Below are 22,099 nucleotides of genomic sequence, written 5' to 3' on the forward strand. Positions count from 1 at the left end.
AGAAAGAGAACCCGCTGAGCGCGAGGCGCGGAACCTACTCATCCGGCCTGCCGAGATCAAGCGGGCGTTTTGCGATCTTTCAACGCGGGTAGAGGATCATCTGCGTGCAGCGGAAAAGCGCGATGGCCTTGCCGGTCTGCGCGTGGGTCGCGACGGCGTCCCAGACCTGGGTCATGCGGCCGCCATGGACCAGCCTGGCTTCGCAGGTCACGCTCTCGCCCGCCTTGGCCGTGCCGAGGAAATTGCTCTTCAGCTCGATGGTGGTGAAGCCGCTCGCGCCGTCCGGCAACGAGATCCGGCAGCCGTAGCCGGCGGCCGAATCCAGCAGGGCGATGACGCTGGCCGCGTGCATGAAGCCGTTGGGCGCCATGTGCTTCTGCTCGACCCTCACCTGGCTGCGCAGATAGCCCTCGCGCGCCTCCAGCACCTCCAGCCCCAGCTCGCCCGGCAGGAAGCCCTGCTGCATCGTGTTGAGGTCTTCCGGCGTGCGGGCGTCCAGGTTGGTGAAGGCGTCGGCCATGGAAGGCTCCCCTACTCCTCGTCGGCCGGCAGGACGGCGATCCCGTCCTCGTCGGCGTACAGCATGTCTCCGGGCACGAAGACCACGCCGCCGAACGCCACCGGGGTGTCGACCACCCCTTCGCCGCGCTTGACGCTGCGCATGGGGTTGGTCCCCAGCGCCTTGATCCCGATGTCGAGGGTCCCCAGCACCACGGCGTCACGCACCGCGCCGAAGACCACGACGCCGGCCCAGCCGTTCTTGACCCCGTCGGCGGCCAGCATGTCGCCGACCAGCGCCCGGTGCAGCGAGCCGCCGCCGTCGACCACCAGCACGCAGCCCTCGCCCGGTTCGGCCAGGGTGGCCTTCACCAGCGAGTTGTCCTCGTGGCAGCGGACCGTGCGGATCGGCCCGGCGAAGGCGGCCTTGCCGCCGAGGTCGCGGAACTGGGTCTCGCAGACCTCGATGGTTCCCTCATGTTCGTCGCAGAGGTCGGCGACCGAGATCTGGCTCACGCGAGCGCCTTTCCCTTGTAGCCGTCGCGCAGTTCGCGCTTCAGCACCTTGCCGATATGGCTGCGCGGCAGGCTCTCGACCAGGATCAGGTCGGCCAGCCGCTGGGTCTTGCCGAGCTTGGCGTTGACCCATTCGCGCAGGGTCTCGGCCTCGACGCCCTGGCCGGGCTTCAGCGCCACGAACGCCACCGGCGTCTCGCCCCACTTGTCCGACGCCACCCCGACCACGGCGGCCTCCAGCACCGCCTCGTGCAGCACGATCTCGGCCTCGAGGTCGGAGGGATAGATGTTGAAGCCGCCCGAGATGATCATGTCCTTCTTGCGGTCCATGAGCGTCAGGAAGCCGTCCTCGTCGAACCGGCCGACGTCGCCGGTGCGGATGTAGCGCAGGCCCTCGGGGCTGTACCACTCGGCCTCGGAGGTCTTGCCCGGCTGGTTGTGGTAGCCGACCATCATCGCGCCCGAGCGGCCGACGACCTCGCCGATCTGCCCTTGCGCCACCTCGACCCCGTCCTCGCCGATCAGCCGGATGTCGTGGCCCGGCAGCGGCCGTCCGACCGTGTGCAGCTTGTCCGGATGCTCGTGGGCCAGCAGGCCGCAGGAGCCGCCGCCCTCGGTCATGCCGTAGTACTCGATCAGCCCGCCCGGCCAGCGCTTGAGCACGTCGGCCTTGATCTCCGGCGAGAACGGCGCGCTGGTCGAGAACTTCATCACGTAGGACGACAGGTCGTAGCTGTCGAAGTCGGGCCGCTCCATCAGCCGGCGGTACTGCACCGGCACCAGCATGGCGTGGGTGGCGCGGTGCTTCTCCGACAGCTTCAGGAACTGCTCGGCGTCGAACTTGGGCATCAGCACCGCCGTGCCGCCGTTGGAGATGGTCGGCAGGTAGGAGACCAGGGTGGTGTTCGAATAGAGCGGCGTCGAGATCATGGTCACCGCCTGGGCCGGATAGACCCCGCGGCGGATCTGGCCCCAGCGCATGCGGTGCGGCTGGACGATGCCCTTGGGCGCGCCGGTCGTGCCCGACGAATAGATGATGTTGAAGCCCTGGTCGGGCTCGACCTCGACCGGCTCAGGCTTGCTCCCCTTGGGGGCCAGCCAGGCCTCGAAGGCGACGCCGGCGTCCGAACCGTCCAGCGCCACGCGCTTGGCGGCGATCTGGTCGGCCACGCCCTCCAGTTGCCTGGAGACCCCGGCGTCGAGGAAGAACACCTTGGCCCCGGAGTCGTTGAGCATCATCACCAGGCTTTCCGGCGTCGACGACGGGGCCAGGGGCGCGACGATCGCGCCGGCCCGCAGGATGCCGAAGAAGGTCGCGCCGTACTCGACCGAGGTCGTCGCGCAGACCGCCGCCACCTCGGCCTTGCCGACCCCGTCGCGCTGGAGGGCGACCGCGATGCGGTCCATCAGCTCGTCCAGCTCGGCATAGGAGATGGTCCGCTGGGCGTCGACGAGGGCCGGCTTGTCCTTCAGCTCGACCGCCTGCGCGCGGATGACGTCGGCCAGGGTTCCGAATTCCTGGGTCAGCAGTTCTTCCACGGACATCGCCGTCTCCCTCTCAAACACTTGTACGAACCCCTAAAGCCCGAAACGGCGACATCCGCAATCGGCGCTTGCGTCACGAGGCTTCCGCAAAGGAAACTATCGGCGCCGGCCATCGCATTGCGGCGCGGCACGCATTCTTCGCTCAACGGGCCGTCAGAGCCCGATCCATTTCCAGGGGACGGAACCGACCATGTCCGATGAGATGATTTCGCTCGGCGCCAAGCTGAAGCTGCTGGCGCAGCTCAAGCCCGACGCCCCCGCCGTGAGCTGCGGCGACGTCACGCTGACCTACGACCAGTTTCACAGGCTCTCCAACCGCGCCGCCCGCGGCCTGGCCGCCAAGGGCGTGAAGTTCGGCGACCTGGTCACCCTGGGCCTGCCCAACTCCACCGATTTCGCCGTCGCCTGCTGGGCGATCTGGAAGCTGGGCGCGACGCCGCAGCCGATCTCCTTCCGCCTGCCCAAGGGCGAGCTGGAGGCGATCATGGAGCTGGCCAACACGCCGGTCGTGATCGCGCAGTTCGACCACCAGATCGACCGGCCGCTGCTGTCGATCCCCGACCTGCTGGCCCTGTCGGACGACGACGGCGACCTGCCCGACGTGACCGCGCCGGTCTCCAAGGCCCCGACCAGCGGCGGCTCCACCGGCCGGCCCAAGCTGATCCTGTCGGGCCAGCCGGGCGAGACCACCAGGGACATCCCCGAGGTCGGCGGCTGGCGGCTCAAGCCCTCGTCCGTCGCCCTGCTGCCGGCGCCGCTCTACCACAACGCCGGCTTCGGCATGATGATGTCGGCCTTCAGCGTCGGCTGCCACATGGTGCTGCTGCCGCGCTTCGACGCCGAGGCGACCCTGGCCGCGATCGAGAAGCACAAGGCCACCTGGGTCTATCTCGTCCCCACCATGATGAACCGCATCTGGCATCTGCCCGAGGAGGTGCGCGGCAAGTACGACCTCTCCTCGCTGGAGACGCTCTGGCACCTGGCCGCGCCCTGCCCGGCCTGGCTCAAGGAGGCGTTCATCCACTGGGTCGGGCCCGAGACGGTGATGGAGCTCTATGCCGGCACCGAGGCCCAGGCCGTCACCACCATCTCCGGCGCCGAGTGGCTGGAGCACCGCGGCTCGGTCGGCAAGGTCACGGTCGGCGAGATGGTCGCCGTCGGCGAGGACGGATCGTTCCTGCCCCCGCGCGAGGTCGGCGAGATCTACATGCGCCGGCCCGAGGGCGCCCCGCCGTCCTACAAGTACATCGGCGCCACGGCCAAGGTGCTCCCCGGCGGCTGGGAGAGCCTGGGCGACATCGGCTGGTTCGACGAGGACGGCTATCTCTACCTGGCCGACCGCCGCACCGACATGATCCTGGTCGGCGGCTCCAACGTCTATCCGGCCGAGATCGAGGCGGCGCTGGAGGAGCATCCCGACGTGCAGTCCTGCGCGGTGATCGGCTTCCCCGACGACGACCTGGGCGCCAAGATCCACGCCATCGTCCAGACCAAGGGCGCGCGCGACGAGGCCTCGCTGCGCGCGCACCTGGCGGCCAGGCTGGTCACCTACAAGCAGCCGCGCAGCTACGAGTTCGTCGACGAACCCCTGCGCGACGACGCCGGCAAGGTCCGCCGCACCGCCCTGCGCGACGAGCGCCTGGCGGCGATGAAGCAGCCGGCCTAGCCGCTTGGCCGGTGTCGTCCCGCAAGCCGCGCAGCGGCTGTCCGGGGCCCATGAACACCAGATCGCGCAAGCTATGGGCGAGGCCGCGCCGCGTCCTGCACCGCGGCGCGAATGGGTCCCGGTCCTGCTTCGCAAACCGGGATGACGCCTCGGGCTTCCGAGGTTGCCGCCCATGCTGCGCTGCGATAAGCCACATCCATTCTTCAAAGATAATTTCCGGGGAAACGCATGACCATAAAAGGCAAGGCCTACATCATGGGGGCGTACGAGCATCCGCTCCGCGACGCGCCCGACAAGTCCACGCCGCAACTCCACGCCGAATGCGCCAAGGGCGCGCTGGAGGATGCGGGCCTGACCAAGGACGACATCGACGGCTATTTCTGCGCCGGCGACGCCCCCGGCTTCGGCGCCATGTCGATGATCGACTACATGGGCCTGCGCAACGTCCGCCACATGGACTCCACCGAGACCGGCGGCTCGTCCTACCTGCTGCATGTCGGCCACGCGGCCCAGGCGATCGCCGAGGGCAAGTGCAAGGTGGCCCTGGTCACCCTCGCCGGCCGTCCGCGCCAGAACAAGTTCTTCGGCGGCGGCGCCGGCAAGCCCGGCCAGTTGACCGACGGCCCGCCCGAGGCCGGCTATGAGAACATCTACGGCGGCTCGACCCACAACACCTACGGCATGTGCGCCATGCGCCACATGTACGAGTACGGCACCACCAGCGAGCAGCTCGCCTGGATCAAGGTCGCCGCCAGCCACCACGCCCAGTACAACCCCAACGCCTTCCTCAAGGACGTCGTGACGGTCGAGCAGGTGGTGAACTCGCGGATGATCTCCGACCCGCTGCACCTGCTGGACTGCTGCGTCGTCACCGACGGCGGCGGCGCCCTGATCGTCACCAGCCCCGAGATCGCGAAAAGCCTCAACCGTCCGAAGGTCAAGGTGATGGGCGCCGGCGAGTCGCCCAAGGGCCCGCAGGGCGGCCGCGGCCTCGACCTGACCCATTCGGGCGCGGTCTGGTCCGGCCCGATCGCCTTCGAAGAAGCCGGCGTCACGCCCGCCGACATCAAGTACGCCTCGATCTACGACAGCTTCACCATCACGGTGCTGATGCAGCTCGAGGACCTCGGCTTCTGCGAGAAGGGCCAGGGCGGCAAGTTCGTCGCCGACGGCAACCTGATCTCGGGCGTCGGCAAGCTGCCCTTCAACACCGACGGCGGCGGGCTCTGCAACAACCACCCGACCAACCGCGGCGGCATCACCAAGGTCATCGAGGCGGTGCGCCAGCTCCGCGGCGAGGCCCACCCCAAGGTGCAGGTGCCGGGCTGCGACATCGCGCTGGCCCACGGCACGGGCGGCTCGCTCGGCACGCGCCACGGCGCGGCGACCCTCATCATGGAACGGGAGGCCTAAGAATGACCGACGTCCAAGACCGCCCCGCCCTCATGACCCGCCAGATCCCGGCCCCGGCCGTGACGATCGAGAGCAAGCCCTTCTGGGACGCCGCCGCCGAAGGCCGCTTCCTGATCAAGCGCTGCAACGATTGCGGCCAGGCCCACTGGTATCCGCGCGCCCTCTGCCCGTTCTGCTTCTCGGACAAGACCGTCTGGGAAGAGAGCCCCGGCGAAGGCGTGATCTACACCTACAGCGTCATGCACCGCTCGCCGTCCGGCCCCTACGCCATCGGCTACGTGACCCTGAACGAGGGCCCCGCCGTGCTGACCAACTTCGTCGACGTGGCGCCCGACGGGCTCTCCATCGGCCAGAAGGTCAAGGTGAAGTTCCAGCCGACCGAGAACGGCCCGCCGGTCCCGGTGTTCTCGCCGGTCTAGGGGCCGACAATCCCTCCCCCTCGCGGGGAGGGTAATCGCATACGGAGGGCGCTTTTTTCCTCCCCCATTCATGGGGGAGGGGGACCGGCGCAGCCGGTGGAGGGGGCGGCGGCTGGCAATGAGCTTGCGGCTCGCCCCCTCCACCACGCTGGCGCGTGGTCCCCCTCCCCCGCTTCGCAGGGGAGGAAAGGAGCATCCTTCCATATGCGATCCTCCCTCCCGTTCATGGGGATCCTAGGCGCCCAGCCGCCCCGCCAGCCCCTCCGCCTCGCGCGGATGGCGCAGGCGGTGGACCTGCAGGTGCGCGAACCTCGGGTCCAGGGTCCGCGCCCCGTATTCCGCCCGCCGCCGCGCCCAGGTGTCCCAGGCCCAGCGGATCGGGTGGTCCTTCTTCAGCCACATCCGCCAGTCCTCGCGGTTGCCGGTGCCGGGCCACAGCTCGGTGCGGTCGACCGCCCGCAGCACCGAGCGCCTGATCACCCGCGGCATGATCACGCTGCGCTCGTAGTCGAGCCAGACCAGGTGCGTGGCCCGGCCCCAGACCAGGTCGCGGACGAGGCCGTAGTTGCCGTCGCTGACCCAGGCGTCCTGGCCGACCGCCTCGCTCACCCGGCGCACGAACTCGTCCGGATCGTGGGTGTTGAGGTCCTTCCAGCCGGCCTGCCAGTTGATGGCGTCCAGCTCGATATGCGGCAGGCTGAGGGTCGCGGCCAGCCGCCGCGCCAGGGTCGACTTCCCCGACCCCGAACTGCCGACGACCGCGATACGCATCAGGCCTCCTGAGACACCTCCGCCAGCACCTCGTCGGTGTGCTCGCCCAGCCGCGGCGGGTGCCTGCGGATGTTCGACGGCGTCCCGGCGAACTTCACCGGCGGCTTCATCGCCACATAGGTCCCGGCCTGCGGATGGTCGTACTTCTCGAAGAAGCCGACCGCCTTCAGGTGCGGGTCCTCGGGCAGGTCGTCCAGCCGGTTGGTCCGCGTCACCGGGATCGACAGCGGCTTGAGCAGGTCCAGCCACTCGTCGGTGGTCTTGGTCACCGTCACCGTCTCGACCAGGGCGTAGAGTTCGTGGATGTGCTTGCCGCGCTCCAGGCCCTGGAAGCGCGGATCCTTGCCGAAGGTGTCGCCCCAGCCGGCGACGTCGAAGAAGATGTCCCACTGCTTGTCGGTATAGGGCAGCAGGCCGATGTAGCCGTCCTTGGTCTGGAAGGGCTTGCGGTGCGGATTGACCACTCGCTGATAGCCCCACTGTCCGGTCGGCGGGTCGAAGGCGTGGTCGTAGAGGTGCTCGACCAGGTTGAAGCTGGTCACGCATTCCAGCATCGGCACCTCGATGAACTGGCCCTCGCCGGTCCGCTCGCGGCTCAGCAGGCCCGCGGTGATCGCCTGGCACATGAACAGGCCCGAGACCTTGTCGGCGATCAGGCTCGGCAGGATGCGCGGCGTCGGATTCCCATCGGTGCGCGGCAGCACGTCGGCCAGGCCCGAGGCCGACTGGATCAGGTCGTCATAGGCCGGCTCGCCCGCATAGGGCCCCTCCGAGCCGTAGCCGGCGGCGTGCACATAGACCACGTCCGGCCGCAGCGCCTTGACCTCCTCGTAGGACAGGCCCAGCCGCTTTAGCCCCTCGTAGCGGATCGAGGTGGCGAACACGTCGCAGCTCCTGATCAACGCCTCCAGGCTTCTGCGCGACTTCGGGTCGGCCAGGTTGAACACCACCGAGCGCTTGTTGCGGTTGATGGTCAGGAAGATCGGCCCCAGGTCGCGCGGCCAGTCCTTCGGCGTGTGGCCGGGCCAGCGCATGATGTCGCCGCCGCCGGCGCCGCGGCCCGAACCCGGGTCCTCCAGCTTGATCACTTCGGCGCCCTGGTCGCCCAGCATCTGGGTCGCATAGGCCCCGAACACCACGCTGGTCAGGTCGAGGATGCGGATGCCCTTCAGCGGTCCCGTGGCTTCGCTCGCCAGCTGCTTTACTTCCGCCACGTCAGGCCTCCCCTCTGCAAACCGCCTCGTTATGATTGGGGCCGAACATCGCGCATTGACGCGGGGGAGGGCTAGTGGACTTCGCGCTTTCCGACGAACACAGGATGCTGAAGGAACTGGTCGCCCGGTTCGTTCGCGACGAGCTCATGCCGCTGGAGGCCGGGGTCCTGGCCCGCGAGGCGGACGGCGAGGGCCTGGGCATCGGCGCGGCCGAGCACGCCCGGCTCGACGAGGTCTCCAGGTCGCTCGGCCTCTGGGGGCTGGACGCGCCCGAGGACGTCGGCGGCGTCGACCTGCCGGCCGTGGCCATGGTCGGGGTCAACGAGGAGCTGGGCAGGACCATCACGCCCTACACCCTGCCGCCGGACAGCCCGAACCTGCGCATGCTGGCCGCCACCGTGAACGAGCGCCAGCGCGAGGCCTACCTGGCCCCCTATGTCCGCGGCGAGACGATCAGCGCCATCGGCATCTCCGAACCGGGCGCCGGCGCCGATCCCGCCGGCATGCTCACCCGCGCCGACCGCGACGGCGAGGACTGGGTGATCAACGGCCGGAAGACCTGGATCAGCCGGGCCGCGGAAGCCGACTTCACCATCCTGATGGCGGTGACCGACAGGGAGAAGGGCGCCCGCGGCGGCATGTCCGCCTTCCTGGTCGACAAGGGGACACCCGGCTTCAACGTCCTGCGCAGGATCCCGATGATCGGCGGCCAGGCGACCTACGAGGTGGCGCTGGAGGACTGCCGGGTCGAGGGCTGGAAACTGCTCGGCGAGGAGGGGAACGGCTTCGCCCCCATGCAGCTTCGCCTGGGCACGCGCCGCATCGAGATGGCGTCGTGGTCGATCGGCATGGCCCAGCGGGCGCTGGACATGATCTGCGAGTACGCGCCCCAGCGGAAGACCTTCGGCCTGCCGCTCAGCGAGCGCCAGGCGATCCAGTGGTGGGTGGCCGACGCCGCCACCCGTATCCACGCCGCCCGGCTGATGACCTACGACTGCGCCTGGAAACTGGACCAGGGCCGCGACGTGCGGGTGGAAATCTCGATGATCAAGGCCTACGCCACCGAAATGGCCTGGGAGGTCGTCGACCGCGCGATGCAGACCTTCGGGGCCATGGGCATGACCAAGGAGCTGCCGCTGCAACTGATGGCCAGCCGCCTGCGCACCATGCGAATTTACGACGGCCCCACCGAAGTCCACAAATGGGTGGTGGCCCGCAACCTGATGGGATCGAGACGATGAAGACCGCTTACGGCGACCACCTGACGCTCACCACCGAAGGCCACGTGGCCACGGTGGTCATCGATCGTCCGCCGAACAACCACGTCTCGGTCGACCTGATGCGCGACCTCGCCGACGCCCTGGAGGCGCTGGACCGCGACAACCATGTGCGCGCCATCGTCCTGGCCTCGGCCGGCAGGGCGTTCTGCGCCGGGGCCGACCTCGTCTCGCCGACCGGCATCGGCGGATCGGGCATGAGCGGCATCGACCATCTCTATGACCAGGCCGTGCGGCTGTTCGCCGTCGAGACCCCGATCGTCGCCGCCGTCCAGGGCGCCGCGGTCGGCGCGGGCCTGGGCCTGGCCCTGGTCGCCGACTTCCGCGTCGTCGCGCCCGAGGCGCGGTTCTCGGCCAACTTCGTCAAGCTGGGCTTCCATCCCGGCTTCGGCCTGACCCACACCCTGCCGCGCCTGATCGGCGTGCAGCGCGCCAACCTGATGTTCCTGACCGGCCGCCGCATCAAGGGCGAGGAGGCCCTGGCCTGGGGCCTGGCCGACGAACTGGTCCCGCTGCACGAGCTGCTGCCGGCCGCCCAGGCGCTGGCCGCCGAGATCGCCGAGAACGCCCCCCTGGCGGTGATCGCCACCCGCAAGACCCTGCGCAGCGACCTCGCCGCCGCCGTCCGCGCCCAGACCGCCCACGAGCACGCCGAACAGACCATCCTGCGCGCCACCGAAGACTTCGCCGAAGGCGTCCGCGCCGTCCAGGAACGCCGCCCGGGCGTGTTCAAGGGGCGCTGATCCGCCACCGAGCGTCATCCCGGTTTGCGCAGCAAGACCAGGATGACGCCGTCAGTCGCTCCCCAGGAAGGGAGGACCCGATCCTACTTCCCCAGCGCCGAGGCCGCGCGCGCCAGCTCGGTGATCCGGCCCCAGTCGCCGGCCCGGACCGCGTCGGCCGGGGCCACCCAGCTACCGCCGACGCAGATCACGTTGGGCAGGGCCAGGTAGTCGGGCGCGTTGTTCGCGTCGACCCCGCCGGTCGGGCAGAAGGTCGCCTGCGGGAACGGGCTGGCGAAGGCCTTCAGCGCCCCTACCCCGCCGACCACATTGGCCGGGAACAGCTTGAAGTGGGTGAAGCCCGCGCGCAGGCCGCTCATCAGTTCGGTGGCGGTGGCCACGCCCGGCAGCAGCGGCAGCGGCCCGTCGACGCCCTCGCCCTCGATCAGGCCGGGGCTGACCCCGAACCGGGCGCCGGCGTCCGCCGCCGCCTGCCGCGCCTGGGTGGTGGTGATGGTGCCGGCGCCGACCACCGCGTCCTCGACCTCGCCGGCGATCCGGCGGATGCAGTCCAGGGCCGCCGGCGTGCGCAGGGTGACCTCCAGCGCATGGAGCCCGCCGGCCGTCAGCGCCCTGGCCAGCGGCACGGCGTGGGCCTCGTCCTCGATGATCAGGACCGGCACCACCGGGGCGAGCTTGAGGATCTCGGCGAGGGTCAAAGCAGGCTTCCTTCCAGTTGCTCGAGCACGCGCGCGGCCCCGACCAGGGCCGCATAGGGATGCACGATCAGATAGGTGGGGATGTCGCGGGTGTAGTCGGACAGCCGGCCCTTGTCCTCGAACCGGCGGCGGAAGCCCCCCGACGCCAGCCGGTCGGCCAGCCGCGGGGCGATGCCGCCCGAGACATAGACCCCGCCGCGGGCGCCGCAGGTCAGGGCGAGGTCGCCGGCCACGGAGCCGAGCATCTCGCAGAAGCGCTCGAGGGTCTCCTCGGCCAGCAGGTCGTCGCCCTTCTGGCCGGCCGCCAGCACCGCCTTCTCGTCCGTCAGGTCGGCGGCGACGCCGCGCACGTCGGCCAGGCCGCGATAAAGCGCATAGAGCCCCGGCCCCGACAGCAGCCGCTCGATCGAGACCCGGCCGTGAGTCCGCCGCAGCGAAGCCCAGATCGCCGCCTCGACCCCGTCATAGGGCGCGAAGGCCGCGTGGCCGCCCTCGCTGGCCACGGCGATGTCGCCGCGGTCGGTGCGCACCACCATCGAGACGCCGAAGCCCGTGCCGGCCCCCAGCACCAGCATCGGCGCGCCCTGCGCCCCGCGCATCGCCGGACCGATCGTGCGCAGGTCGTCGGGGTCCAGCACCGGCGCGGCCAGGGCCTGGGCGGCGAAGTCGTTGATCAGCCGGGCCGAGTGGAACTCGAACGTGCCGATCAGCTCGCCCTCGGACACCCGCCAGTCGAGGTTGGTGAACTCGATCTCGCCGTCGACCACCGGGCCGGCCACGGCGATCGCCGCCGTGTGCAGCTTCTGGCGGCCGACCGTGGTCTCGAGGTACTCGCCGATCACCTCGGTCAGCGCCCCGTACTCGGCGGCCGGATAGGTCTTCGGATTGCGGATGCGGCCGGTGGAATCGACCACGGCGAGGCGGGCGTTGGTGCCGCCGATGTCGCCGACCAGGCCGGTGTAGATGGTCTTCACGCAACATCTCCGAAAAGGGCGCCGCCGCCCTGCTCCGCGGGCGCGGCGGCCCGGCGCATCCAGCCGAACAGCTCGCGGCCATAGCCGAATCCGGGCTGGGCGACGCTCAGCTTCTCCCGCGCCGCGAACTGCGCCGGGTCGAGCTTGATCTCCAGCGTCCCGGCATGGGCGTCCAGCCGAATCACGTCGCCCTCGCGCACCTGCGACAGCGGGCCGCCGTGGGCCGCCTCGGGGCTGACGTGGATCGCCGCCGGCACCTTGCCCGAGGCGCCGCTCATCCGCCCGTCGGTGACCAGCGCGACCTTGAAGCCCTTGTCCTGCAGCACGCCCAGCACCGGGGTCAGGCTGTGCAGCTCGGGCATGCCGTTGGCGCTCGGGCCCTGGAAGCGGACCACCGCGATGAAGTCGCGGTTGAGCTCCCCGCGCTTGTGCGCCTCCAGCAGGTCGTCCTGGTCCTCGAACACCAGGGCCGGCGCCTCGACCACCAGGTTGGCCTCCTTGACCGCCGAGGTCTTGATCACCGCGCGGCCAAGCGGGCCGGTCAGCAGCCGGATGCCGCCCTCCGCCTGGAACGGGTCGGAGGCGGGGCGCAGGATGTCGAGGTTGAGGCTCTCCCTGGCGCCCTCGCGCCAGACCAGCTTGCCGTCCTCCAGGAACGGCTCGGTCTGGTAGTGGCGCAGGCCCGCGCCGGCCACCGTCACCACGTCCTCGTGCGCCAGGCCCGCGTCCAGCAGTTCGCGCACCACGAAGGCCATGCCGCCGGCGGCGTGGAAGGCGTTCACGTCCTCGCTGCCGTTCGGATAGACCCGGGCCAGCAGCGGCGTGACCTTGGAAAGCTCGTCGAAGTCCGACCAGTCGACCACGATGCCCGCCGCCCGCGCCATGGCGACGATGTGCAGGGTGTGGTTGGTCGAGCCGCCGGTGGCCAGCAGCCCGGCGATGGCGTTGACGATCGCCTTCTCGTCGACCACCTGGGCCATCGGCGTATAGGCGTTGGTTCCGCGGCCGATCTCGATGGCCCGCCGGGGCGCGGCCGCCACCAGGGCGTCGCGCAGCGGGGTGTTGGGATGCACGAAGGCCGAGCCCGGCAGGTGCAGCCCCATCATCTCCATCATCATCTGGTTGGAGTTGGCGGTGCCGTAGAAGGTGCAGGTGCCGGGCCCGTGATAGGACTTCATCTCGCTGTCGAGCAGTTCGTCGCGGGTCGCCTTGCCCTCGGCGAACAGGCCGCGCACCCGCGCCTTCTCGGCGTTGGACAGGCCCGAGGTCATCGGGCCGGCGGGCACGAAGATGGTCGGCAGGTGGCCGAAGGCCAGGGCCCCGATCACCAGCCCCGGCACGATCTTGTCGCAGACCCCCAGCATCAGGGCGCCGTCGAAGGCGTCATGGGTCAGGGCCACGCCCGTGGCCATGGCGATCACGTCGCGCGAGAACAGCGACAGCTCCATGCCGGGCCGTCCCTGGGTGACGCCGTCGCACATGGCCGGCACCCCGCCGGCGAACTGGGCGGTGCCGCCGACCTCCTCGGCCGCGGCCTTGATGATGGCGGGAAAACGCTCCAGCGGCTGGTGGGCGCTGAGCATGTCGTTATAGGCCGAGACGATGGCGATGTTCGGCGCGCTCGGATTGCGCATCCGCTGCTTCACCCCGTCCGGCTCGGCCGCGAAGGCGTGGGCCCAGTTGGCGCAGGACAGCTTGGCCCGGCCCGGGCCGTCGTGCTGGGCCGCCTCGATCCGCCGCAGATAGTCCGCGCGGGACTGGCGGCTGCGCTCGACGATGCGGGCGGTGACGGCGGCAGTGACGGGATGCAACGCGACAGGCATGTGACTCGCTCCGACTCTATTGAAGGGTCCAGAGAACGCGCACCGGCGCTTTAGCCTGTTCCAGCAGCGCGTGCACGGGCAGACCGTTCCCCTTCTCCACGATGTCGCGCTTCTTCGCGCCGGAGATCAGCACCAGGATCAGCCGGGCTTGCAGGAGGGCCGGCATGGTCATGGTCACCCGCGCGAGCGGCGGCGAGCCGACCCCGGCGGGTATTCCCAGGCAGAAGCGCGTTCCGGCCGGATCCATGCCCAGATCCAGCACCGGCGATCCGGGAATCAGCGAGGCGACGTGTCCGTCCTCGCCCATGCCCAGAAGCATGACGTCATAGGGCGCCATCGCGCGCACGTCAGCCTCCACCTTGTCGGCGGCCTCCTCGACGCTGGCGGCCTCGACGCTGATCGGCACGAACCGCGCCGCCGCGGCCGCGCCGGTCAGCAGCCGCTCGCGCACCAGCCGCGCGTTGGAATCGGGCGAGGTGATCGGCACGAAGCGGTCGTCCGACAGGGTGACGGCGACGCGGCTCCAGTCCAGGGCGGTCTGCGCCAGCAGGTCGTAGACCGGCGCGGGCGAGCGTCCGCCGGTGCCGACCAGGCTGGCGGCGCCGCGCTCGGCCAGGGCCTGGCCCAAAGCCTGGGCGGTCGCCTCGGCGGCGGCCCGGGCCAGGTCGGCCGGTGTTGCATAGCTCTCGATCATTCCCCGCCCTTAACGCAGCACCGCGCCGAACGCGCCAAGGATTCGCGCGCCGGGCGACGAAAAGCGGCCCTCGACCGGAACCAGACCGGCCGGTCGCGAGCTTCCCCTGCGGCCACATCGGCGCGTCCAGGCGCCGCGCACAGCCGCTCGTTCCACAGACAGGAGGCCGCGCCATGAGGATCGCTCAAGTTCCACCGCTTTATGAGGCCGTGCCGCCCCGCTTCTATGGTGGAACCGAGCGGGTGGTGTCCCACCTCACCGACGCCCTGGTCGAGCTTGGCCATCACGTCACCCTGTTCGCCAGCGCCGAGGCCCAGACCCGCGCCCATCTGGTCAAGGTGCGCGACCAGGCCATCCGGCTCGATCCGGTGCTGCTGAAGTCGGACCTGGCCGCCCACATGTCGATGCTGTGGGACGTGCGCCGCCGCGCCCACGAGTTCGACGTCATCCACTTCCACACCGACATGATCCACTTCCCGTTCTTCGAGGACCTGGCGGGCAAGACCCTCACCACCCTGCACGGGCGGCTGGACCTCAAGGACCTGCCCGGCGCCTACTGGCGCTGGCAGCAGTTCCCGCTGGTCTCGATCTCCGATTCCCAGCGCGCGCCGCTGGCCTTCGCCAACTGGGCCGGCACCGTGCATCACGGCATGCAGGCCGACATCTACAAGCCGAGCTACGAGCCGGGCGACTACCTGGCCTTCCTCGGCCGGATCTCGCCGGAGAAGCGCCCCGACCGGGCCATCGCCCTGGCCAAGCGGACCGGCATCCCGCTGAAGATCGCCGCCAAGGTCGACGCCGCCGACCTCCGCTACTTCCAGGAGAAGATCGAGCCGCTGCTGATCGGCCAGAAGCTGGTCGAGTTCGTCGGCGAGATCGGCGACGACCAGAAGTCCGCCTTCCTGGGCGGGGCGCGGGCGCTGCTGTTCCCGATCGACTGGCCCGAGCCCTTCGGACTGGTGATGATCGAGGCCATGGCCTGCGGCACGCCGGTGATCGCCTATGGCTGTGGCTCGGTGCCCGAGGTGGTCGAGGAGGGCCTGACCGGATTCATCGTCAGCAACGACGACGAGGCGGCCTGCGCCATCGGCAGGATCCCCAGCTTGAACCGCCGCAGCGTAAGGCGCAGATTCGACGAGCGTTTCTCGGGCGTAGCCATGGCCAGGCGCTATCTGGAGCTCTATTCCGGCCTGGTCGGCGCCCGCCCCGAACGCGGCGTCGCATTGGCGGCGAACGCCTGAGGTAAGGGCTCATGGACGATCTCGCGCCGGCCCCCGATGCGGCGATCGAAACCGGCGACACCGGCGAACCGCGGGTTCCGCATCGGCTGTTCGCGCTGAAGGACAAGGACACCTTCGTGGTCGCCGACGCCTTCGGCGACATCCAGGGCGCGGGCGACGGGCTGTTCCACAACGACACCCGCATCCTCTCGCACTTCCGCCTGCTGCTGGGCGGACGCCCGCCCTCGCTGCTGTCGGCGGCGATCGCCCAGGACAACGTCTTCTTCACCTCGCACGGCGCCAACCAGGCCCTGCCCTATCCCGGCGGCCCGGTCGGCCCGCCCGGCGTGCTGCACGTCGAGCGCAAGCGGTTCCTCTGGGAGGAGCGGCTCTACGAGCGCATCTGCTGCGTCAACTACAGCCGCGACGTGGTGCTGATCCCGCTGTCGATCGAGTTCGGCGCCGACTTCCGCGACATGTTCGAGGTCCGCGGCCTGCACCGCGAGCGCCGCGGCCGCCTGCACCCGCCGACCACCGACGGCCGCAGCGTGCGCTTCCGCTATGACGGCCTCGACAAGGTCGAACGCACCAGCCTGATCTCGTTCTCCGACCCGCCGGCCCGCATCAACGGCCAGCGCGCCGACTACATGTACTCCCTCCAGCCCGAGGGCCGGCTGGAGCTCTACATGGAGATCGGCGCCTCCAGCGCCCCAACGCCCGACCGCCATCGCTTCCGCTACGCCGCCGCCCGCGCCCGCTGGGACATGCGGGCCCGCCGCCGCCACGGCGCGCGGATCAAGAGCTCGGGCCGGCTGTTCAACGAGTGGCTGGAGAAGTCGCGCGCCGACCTGGCCCTGCTGACCACCCGCATGGAGACCGGCCCCTATCCCTATGCGGGCATTCCCTGGTTCTCCACCGCCTTCGGGCGCGACGCGGTGATCACCGCCTGGCAGATCCTCTGGTTCGACCCGTCCCTGGCGCGCGGGGTGCTGACCTACCTGGCCGCGCACCAGGCCGAGGAGGTGTCGGCCTTCCGCGACTCCGCCCCCGGCAAGATCATGCACGAGACCCGCAAGGGCGAGATGCCGGCCTTGGGCGAGGTGCCCTTCGCCCGCTACTACGGCGGGGTCGACACCACGCCGCTGTTCGTCGCCCTGGCCGGCGCCTATGCCGAGCGGACCGGCGACCTGGCGCTGATCGACGACCTGTGGCCGGCCCTCACCGGCGCCATCCGCTGGATCGAGCAGTTCGGCGACGCCGACGGCGACGGCCTGATCGACTACAAGCGCGGCCAGGATTCCGGCCTCGCCAACCAGGGCTGGAAGGACAGCGAGGACAGCGTCTTCCACGCCGACGGCCGCTTCCCCGACGGCCCCATCGCCCTGGTCGAGGTGCAGGGCTACGCCTTCGCCGCCTACCGGGCCATGGCCAAGCTGGCGCATCATCGCGGCGACCAGGACCACGCCGCCCGCTGGGCCGCCCGCGCCGAACAGATCCGCGAGGCCGTCGAGCGCCGGTTCTGGATGGACGACCATCAGTTCTACGGCATCGCCATCGACGGCAAGGGCGACCTCTGCCGGGTGCTGACCAGCAATCCGGGCCACCTGCTGTTCTCGGGCCTGCCCAGCCCGGCCCGCGGCTGCAAGGTGGCGCAGCGGCTGATGTCGGCCGACTTCGACAGCGGCTGGGGCGTGCGGACCCTGGCCACCGGCGAGCCGCGCTTCAACCCGATGAGCTATCACAACGGCTCGGTCTGGCCGCACGACACCGCCATGTGCGCCATGGGCCTGGCCAATTACGGCGAGCGCGAGGGGGTGGTCAGCCTGACCTCGGGCCTGTTTGAGACCGCCAACACCTTCGAGATGCGGCTGCCCGAACTGTTCTGCGGCTTCCCCCGCATGGCCGGCGAGCCGCCCGTCGCCTATCCGGTCGCCTGCCTGCCCCAGGCCTGGGCGGCGGGGTCGGTGTTCATGGCGCTGCAGGCGGTGCTGGGGGTCTCGATCGACGGCTGGAACCGCGAGGTCCGGGTCGCCGAGCCGCGCCTGCCGATCGGCATCGACCGCATCGAGATCGACGGCCTGCGCATCGGCGAGGACAAGGTCGACCTGCTGTTCGAACGCACCGGCCGCCGCATCGACGTCCAGGGCCGCAGCCACACCGGCATTCCGGTGCGCGTGCGTTAGGCGGCCCGCCGCCCCCGAGCACCGGCTCGGATGGCCAAACCGTCCCGACGGCCTAACCTGATGTGATGACCGACTCAGGCCGGACCGTTCGGATCGCAGCCGCCCAGACGCCCGAGTTCCGCGAGGACGTGGCCGGGGCGCTCGCCTGGCTGGCCAAGGTCGCCGGCGAAGCGCGGGCCGCGGGCGCCCGGCTGCTGTGCTTCCCCGAGGGCTTCCTGCAGGGCTATCTGACGGAGGAACGGGCCGCCCGGCGCCAGGCGCTCGATCTGTCCTCGCCGCAGTTCGCCGCGCTGCTGGCGCAGCTCCCGAAGGACGCCCCGATGATCGTCGCCGGCCTTATCGAGGCCCAGGGGGACGACCTCTACAACACCGCCGTCGTCTTGCACGACCGCGCCCTGGTCGGGCGCTATCGCAAGAGACATCTGCTGGCGCGGGAGCGCTGCTTTCGACCTGGCGGCGACGTCCACACCTTCGATGTCGACGGTCTGCGGTTCGGGGTGAACATCTGCTTCGACACCAACTTCGCCGACGCCGCCATGAGCGTGGCGCGCCAGGGGGCCTCGCTGCTGCTCTGCCCGGCCAACAACATGCTTCCCAGGCCGGCCGCGTCCGAATGGAAGGACAGGCACAATGCGGTGCGCGGCGAGCGCTGCCGCGAGACCGGCCTCTGGCTGATGTCGGCGGACGTGACCGGCGCGCGCGACGGCTGCGTCGCCTGGGGGCCGACGGCCGTCCTCAACCCGGCGGGCGAGGTGGCGGCGCAGGCGCCGCTCGACGCCCCCGGCCTGCTCGTCTTCGACCTGCCGGCGCCCGGGCCTGCCTAGGGCGCCTTCCGCCGAAGCTCCCCCAGCGGGGAGCATCTGGATTCCGCAGCCCTTTCCTCCCCTGCGCAGCGGGGGAGGAAAAGAGATGGCTTCCTTCTCCCCATTCGTCATGGCCGGGCCGGCAGGTCCCGGCCATCCATAGACGCCGAGGTCCGCCCGCAATCCCAGGCGCGTATGGATCCCCGGCACGCCTACGCGGCCGGGGATGACGATCCTAAGATAGCGCCACATGCGATCCACCCTCCCCAAGAAGCAAAGCAGGCGAGGATCAGCGCCGCGGGGCGTGGGCGATGCGCAGGATGTTGGCCGCGCCGGGCGAGCCCATCGGCAGGCCGGCCAGGATGATCACCCGCTGGTTGGGCTGGGCCAGGCCGATGCTCATCGCTTCGTCGACGGCGACGCGCGCCAGTTCCTCCGGGTCGCTGAGCTGCGGCACGACCCGCGGCTCCACGCCCCAGACCAGGGCCAGGCGGCGCGCGGCCTTCAGGTCCGGCGTCAGGGCCAGGGTCGGCTGCAGCGGACGCTCGCGCGCCAGGCGCAGGGCGGTGCGGCCGGTGGTGGTGAAGGCGGCGATGCAGGCGGTCGAGGCGGTCTCGGCCGCGCGGCTGGCGGCGGCGACCAGGGCGTCGGCGTCGGCGTCCTCGACCGGGTATTCCGCGCGCATCAGCTCGGGCCAGCGCGGGTCCTGCTCCACCCGGGTCAGGATGCGGTTCATGATCGTCACCGCCTCGACGGGGTATTCGCCGGCCGCGGTCTCGGCCGAGAGCATCACCGCGTCGGCCCCCTCATAGACCGCGCCGGCCACGTCGGAGGCCTCGGCCCGGGTCGGGGTCGGCGCGTGGATCATCGATTCCAGCATCTGGGTGGCGACGATCACCGGGATGCCGCGGGTGCGGGCCGCGCGGACCAGCGCCTTCTGGACCACCGGCACGTCCTCGGGATTGAGCTCGACCCCCAGGTCGCCGCGCGCCACCATCACCCCGTCGCAGAGGTCGAGGATCTCGTCCAGCGCCTCGATGGCGGCGGGCTTTTCGATCTTGGCCAGCACCGCGGCGCGGCCCTGGACGATCTGGCGCAGCTCGGCCATGTCCGAGGCGCGCTGCACGAAGCTGAGCGCCACCCAGTCGACGTTCTGCTGGAGCGCGAAGGCCAGGTCCTCGCGGTCCTTGGCGGTCAGGGCCGGGATCGGGATGGCGTGGCCCGGCAGGTTCAGGCCCTTGTGGTTGGAGAGCGCGTCGCCCGACAGCACCTCGGTCTCGGCGAAGCCCGGGCCGTTGCTGCGCACCCGCAGCCGCACCTTGCCGTCGTCCAGCAGGATGTCCGAACCCGGGCGCAGCACGCTGAACACCTCGGCCAGCGGCACCCCGACCCGGCTGGCGTCGCCCGGCTCGTCCGAGACGTCGAGCCGGAAGCTCTGGCCGACCTTCAGCCGCACCGCGCGGTCGGCGAACTCGCCCAGCCGGATCTTCGGGCCCTGCAGGTCGGCCAGCACCGCCAGCGGCCGGCCGACGGCCGCTTCGGCGGCGCGGACGTTGGCGATGGTCCGGGCGTGGTCCTCATGGCCGCCGTGGCTGAAGTTCACCCGGAACACGTCGGCGCCGGCGATCGCCAGTTGGACGACCTTGCCGGCCTCGCGGCTGGCGGGGCCGAGGGTCGCGACAATGCGGGCGCGGCGGGCGCGGATCATCGGGCCTCCATCTGTTGAGCGGCGAGGGCGCACTATGGCCCAAGCCGGCGGCGAGGGGAGTCTTTCCTTGCGCTGGAGGCCGAATGGGCACGAACCTGGAAGCCCCTCGCGAATTCCTGACGAATGACCCAGACACTCGACCTCTTCCCGATCGGCAATTGCGCGGCCAGCGGCCTCATCGACCGGGCCGGGCGCCTGGTGTGGGCCTGCGCCCCGCGGGTCGACGGCGACCCGATGTTCTGCGCCCTGCTGGGCGAGGATCCGGCCACGAACCCTGACGCGCATGGGTTTTGGGACATCGAGGTCGAGAACCAGGCGCAGGTGGTCCAGGGCTATCTGCGCAACACCCCGATCCTCTCGACCCAGATCACCGACGCCGACGGGGCGGTGGCGCAGGTCATCGACTTCTGCCCGCGCTATCGGCAGTTCGGCAGGATATTCCGCCCCCTTGCCGTTATCCGCCTGGTGCGTCCGCTGGTCGGCACGCCCAAGATCAGGATCCGCGCCAGGCCCATGGTCAATTGGGGCGAGCGCCCCGCCGATCGCACCACCGGCTCCAACCACATCCGCTTCGTCGGCGGCGCCACCACCCTGCGCCTGACCACCGACGCCCCCGTCTCCCACATCGCCGCCGAACGCCTGTTCCGCCTGGAAAAGCCGGTGACCATGTTCCTCGGCCCCGACGAAGGCTTCGACGCCGACATCGCCGCGACCTGCGAGCGGATGCTGAGCGAAACCACCGCCTACTGGCGCGGCTGGGTGCGCACCCTGGCCGTGCCGCTGGAGTGGCAGGAGGCGGTGATCCGCGCGGCCATCACCCTCAAGCTCTGCGCCCACGAGGAGACCGGCGCCATCGTCGCGGCCCTGACCACCTCGATCCCCGAGCACGCCGAGAGCGGCCGCAACTGGGACTACCGCTACTGCTGGCTGCGCGACGCCTACTACGTGGTCCAGGCCCTGAACCGGCTGGGCGCGACGGACATGCTGGAGAACTATCTCGGCTACCTGCGCAACCTGGTCGACCACACCCGCGGCGGCCACGTCCAGCCCCTCTACGGCGTGGGCATGGAGCCCTCGCTGACCGAGCACTTCGCCGAGCACCTGCCCGGCTATCGCGGCATGGGCCCGGTGCGGATCGGCAACCAGGCGCACGAGCACCTGCAGCACGACGTCTACGGCCAGATCATCCTGTCGACCGTCCAGGCGTTCTTCGACGAGCGGCTGCTGCGCCCGGCCACGGTCGACGACTTCCACGCGCTCGAACCGGTCGGCGAGCGGGCGTTCGAGATGCACGACAAGCCCGACGCCAGCCTCTGGGAATTCCGCGGCCGCGAGAGCATCCACACCTATTCGGCGGTGATGTGCTGGGCCGCCTGCGACCGGCTGGGCAACGCCGCGGCCAAGCTCGGCCTGGCCGACCGCGCCGACTACTGGAACGCCCGCGCCGCCCAAGTCCGCGCCACCCTGGAGTCCCGCGCCTGGAACGCCAAGCTCGGCCGCTTCGCCGCCACCTTCGAGGGCGACGAGCTGGACGCCAGCCTGCTGCAACTGGTCGACGTGCGCTTCGTCAGCCCCGAAGATCCCCGCATGGCCGCCACCATCGCCGCGGTCGAGAAGGGCCTGCGCCGCGGCCCCTACATGCTGCGCTACGCCATCCCCGACGACTTCGGCGAGCCGAAGACGGCGTTCAACTTCTGCACCTTCTGGCTCATCGAGGCGCTGCATCTCTCCGGCCGCGCCGAGGAGGCCCGGCAACTGTTCGAGGAGATGCTGCAACGGCGCACGGCGGCCGGCCTGCTGTCGGAGGACATCGCCTTCGACGGCGCCGAGCTATGGGGCAACTACCCGCAGACCTACTCCCTGGTCGGGCTGATCAACTGTGCGACGATGTTGTCGCGGCCCTGGGCGTCCGTCCGCTAGCCGAATCAGCCGATG

At 70.5% G+C, this 22,099-nt stretch carries 19 protein-coding genes; 9 read left to right on the plus strand and 10 right to left on the minus strand.

The window, feature by feature from the left end:
* Positions 1-79: 79 nt before the first annotated feature.
* From RTL41_RS02925 to RTL41_RS02935, 3 genes are read right to left on the minus strand one after another with little or no spacing between them, the layout of a single operon-like run.
* Entirely contained in the window at positions 80-520 is a 441-nt protein-coding gene (locus RTL41_RS02925; protein ID WP_312161150.1) for a PaaI family thioesterase, read from the minus strand.
* A gap of 11 nt (positions 521-531) precedes the next feature.
* Positions 532-1,014 (minus strand): ribonuclease E activity regulator RraA, encoded by a 483-nt coding sequence (rraA, locus tag RTL41_RS02930; RefSeq protein ID WP_312161152.1) that lies wholly within the window; start codon positions 1,012-1,014, stop codon positions 532-534.
* Positions 1,011-2,558, minus strand: a complete 1,548-nt coding sequence (locus RTL41_RS02935) for a class I adenylate-forming enzyme family protein (RefSeq protein ID WP_312161154.1) — start codon at positions 2,556-2,558, stop codon at positions 1,011-1,013. The genes rraA and RTL41_RS02935 overlap by 4 nt, the downstream gene beginning before the upstream one ends.
* 190 nt (positions 2,559-2,748) lie before the next feature.
* Between RTL41_RS02935 and RTL41_RS02940 the strand changes: the two genes are divergently transcribed.
* The 3 genes from RTL41_RS02940 to RTL41_RS02950 all read left to right on the plus strand — a co-directional run bounded on the left by RTL41_RS02940 (position 2,749) and on the right by RTL41_RS02950 (position 6,056).
* Positions 2,749-4,224, plus strand: coding sequence for an AMP-binding protein (locus tag RTL41_RS02940; RefSeq protein WP_312161156.1), 1,476 nt, complete (start codon positions 2,749-2,751; stop codon positions 4,222-4,224).
* Between the two features lie 228 nt (positions 4,225-4,452).
* Positions 4,453-5,637 carry a thiolase domain-containing protein gene (locus RTL41_RS02945; RefSeq protein WP_312161158.1) on the plus strand — a complete coding sequence of 395 codons (1,185 nt, stop codon included), beginning with the start codon at positions 4,453-4,455 and terminating at the stop codon, positions 5,635-5,637.
* 2 nt (positions 5,638-5,639) lie between these two features.
* On the plus strand, positions 5,640-6,056 hold the full coding sequence (locus RTL41_RS02950) for a Zn-ribbon domain-containing OB-fold protein (protein ID WP_312161161.1): 417 nt from the start codon (positions 5,640-5,642) through the stop codon (positions 6,054-6,056).
* A gap of 234 nt (positions 6,057-6,290) precedes the next feature.
* Here RTL41_RS02950 and RTL41_RS02955 read toward each other — a convergent pair whose 3' ends face one another.
* The gene (locus RTL41_RS02955; RefSeq protein WP_312161163.1) at positions 6,291-6,827 is read right to left on the minus strand and encodes a hypothetical protein; all 537 of its coding nucleotides are present in this window, start codon (positions 6,825-6,827) and stop codon (positions 6,291-6,293) included.
* Positions 6,827-8,041, minus strand: a complete 1,215-nt coding sequence (locus RTL41_RS02960) for a CoA transferase (protein WP_312161164.1) — start codon at positions 8,039-8,041, stop codon at positions 6,827-6,829. Before RTL41_RS02960 ends, RTL41_RS02955 begins: the two co-directional genes overlap by 1 nt.
* Before the next feature lie 74 nt (positions 8,042-8,115).
* Here RTL41_RS02960 and RTL41_RS02965 point away from each other — a divergent pair, with 74 nt between their 5' ends.
* Both RTL41_RS02965 and RTL41_RS02970 read left to right on the plus strand, forming a co-directional pair.
* Positions 8,116-9,282 (plus strand): acyl-CoA dehydrogenase family protein, encoded by a 1,167-nt coding sequence (locus RTL41_RS02965; RefSeq protein ID WP_312161166.1) that lies wholly within the window; start codon positions 8,116-8,118, stop codon positions 9,280-9,282.
* Positions 9,279-10,061 (plus strand): enoyl-CoA hydratase/isomerase family protein, encoded by a 783-nt coding sequence (locus RTL41_RS02970; RefSeq protein ID WP_312161168.1) that lies wholly within the window; start codon positions 9,279-9,281, stop codon positions 10,059-10,061. Before RTL41_RS02965 ends, RTL41_RS02970 begins: the two co-directional genes overlap by 4 nt.
* Before the next feature lie 83 nt (positions 10,062-10,144).
* Here RTL41_RS02970 and eda read toward each other — a convergent pair whose 3' ends face one another.
* Genes eda through pgl form a run of 4 tightly spaced genes read right to left on the minus strand, consistent with a single transcriptional unit; the run spans position 10,145 to position 14,250 of the window.
* Positions 10,145-10,759: a bifunctional 4-hydroxy-2-oxoglutarate aldolase/2-dehydro-3-deoxy-phosphogluconate aldolase gene (gene eda / locus RTL41_RS02975; protein WP_312161170.1), complete on the minus strand. Its 615-nt coding sequence runs from the start codon at positions 10,757-10,759 to the stop codon at positions 10,145-10,147.
* Entirely contained in the window at positions 10,756-11,733 is a 978-nt protein-coding gene (gene glk, locus RTL41_RS02980) for a glucokinase (RefSeq protein ID WP_312161173.1), read from the minus strand. Before glk ends, eda begins: the two co-directional genes overlap by 4 nt.
* Positions 11,730-13,544: a phosphogluconate dehydratase gene (edd, locus tag RTL41_RS02985; protein ID WP_409418301.1), complete on the minus strand. Its 1,815-nt coding sequence runs from the start codon at positions 13,542-13,544 to the stop codon at positions 11,730-11,732. Before edd ends, glk begins: the two co-directional genes overlap by 4 nt.
* Before the next feature lie 28 nt (positions 13,545-13,572).
* Positions 13,573-14,250 carry a 6-phosphogluconolactonase gene (gene pgl, locus RTL41_RS02990; RefSeq protein ID WP_312161178.1) on the minus strand — a complete coding sequence of 226 codons (678 nt, stop codon included), beginning with the start codon at positions 14,248-14,250 and terminating at the stop codon, positions 13,573-13,575.
* 173 nt (positions 14,251-14,423) lie between these two features.
* On the opposite strand from pgl, the gene RTL41_RS02995 reads away from it, so the two are divergent.
* The 3 genes from RTL41_RS02995 to RTL41_RS03005 all read left to right on the plus strand — a co-directional run bounded on the left by RTL41_RS02995 (position 14,424) and on the right by RTL41_RS03005 (position 18,477).
* Positions 14,424-15,491 carry a glycosyltransferase family 4 protein gene (locus tag RTL41_RS02995; protein ID WP_312161180.1) on the plus strand — a complete coding sequence of 356 codons (1,068 nt, stop codon included), beginning with the start codon at positions 14,424-14,426 and terminating at the stop codon, positions 15,489-15,491.
* Between the two features lie 11 nt (positions 15,492-15,502).
* A complete protein-coding gene (locus RTL41_RS03000) occupies positions 15,503-17,653 on the plus strand; it encodes an amylo-alpha-1,6-glucosidase (RefSeq protein ID WP_312161182.1) in 2,151 nt (716 codons plus the stop codon).
* A gap of 65 nt (positions 17,654-17,718) precedes the next feature.
* A complete protein-coding gene (locus RTL41_RS03005; RefSeq protein ID WP_312161184.1) occupies positions 17,719-18,477 on the plus strand; it encodes a carbon-nitrogen hydrolase family protein in 759 nt (252 codons plus the stop codon).
* 268 nt (positions 18,478-18,745) lie between these two features.
* Here RTL41_RS03005 and pyk read toward each other — a convergent pair whose 3' ends face one another.
* Positions 18,746-20,164: a pyruvate kinase gene (gene pyk / locus RTL41_RS03010; RefSeq protein WP_312161186.1), complete on the minus strand. Its 1,419-nt coding sequence runs from the start codon at positions 20,162-20,164 to the stop codon at positions 18,746-18,748.
* A 123-nt stretch (positions 20,165-20,287) separates the two neighbouring features.
* Here pyk and RTL41_RS03015 point away from each other — a divergent pair, with 123 nt between their 5' ends.
* Positions 20,288-22,084: a glycoside hydrolase family 15 protein gene (locus RTL41_RS03015; protein WP_312161188.1), complete on the plus strand. Its 1,797-nt coding sequence runs from the start codon at positions 20,288-20,290 to the stop codon at positions 22,082-22,084.
* Positions 22,085-22,099: the final 15 nt, after the last annotated feature.

The organism is Phenylobacterium sp. (genome assembly GCF_031984885.1).
GTDB lineage: Bacteria > Pseudomonadota > Alphaproteobacteria > Caulobacterales > Caulobacteraceae > Phenylobacterium.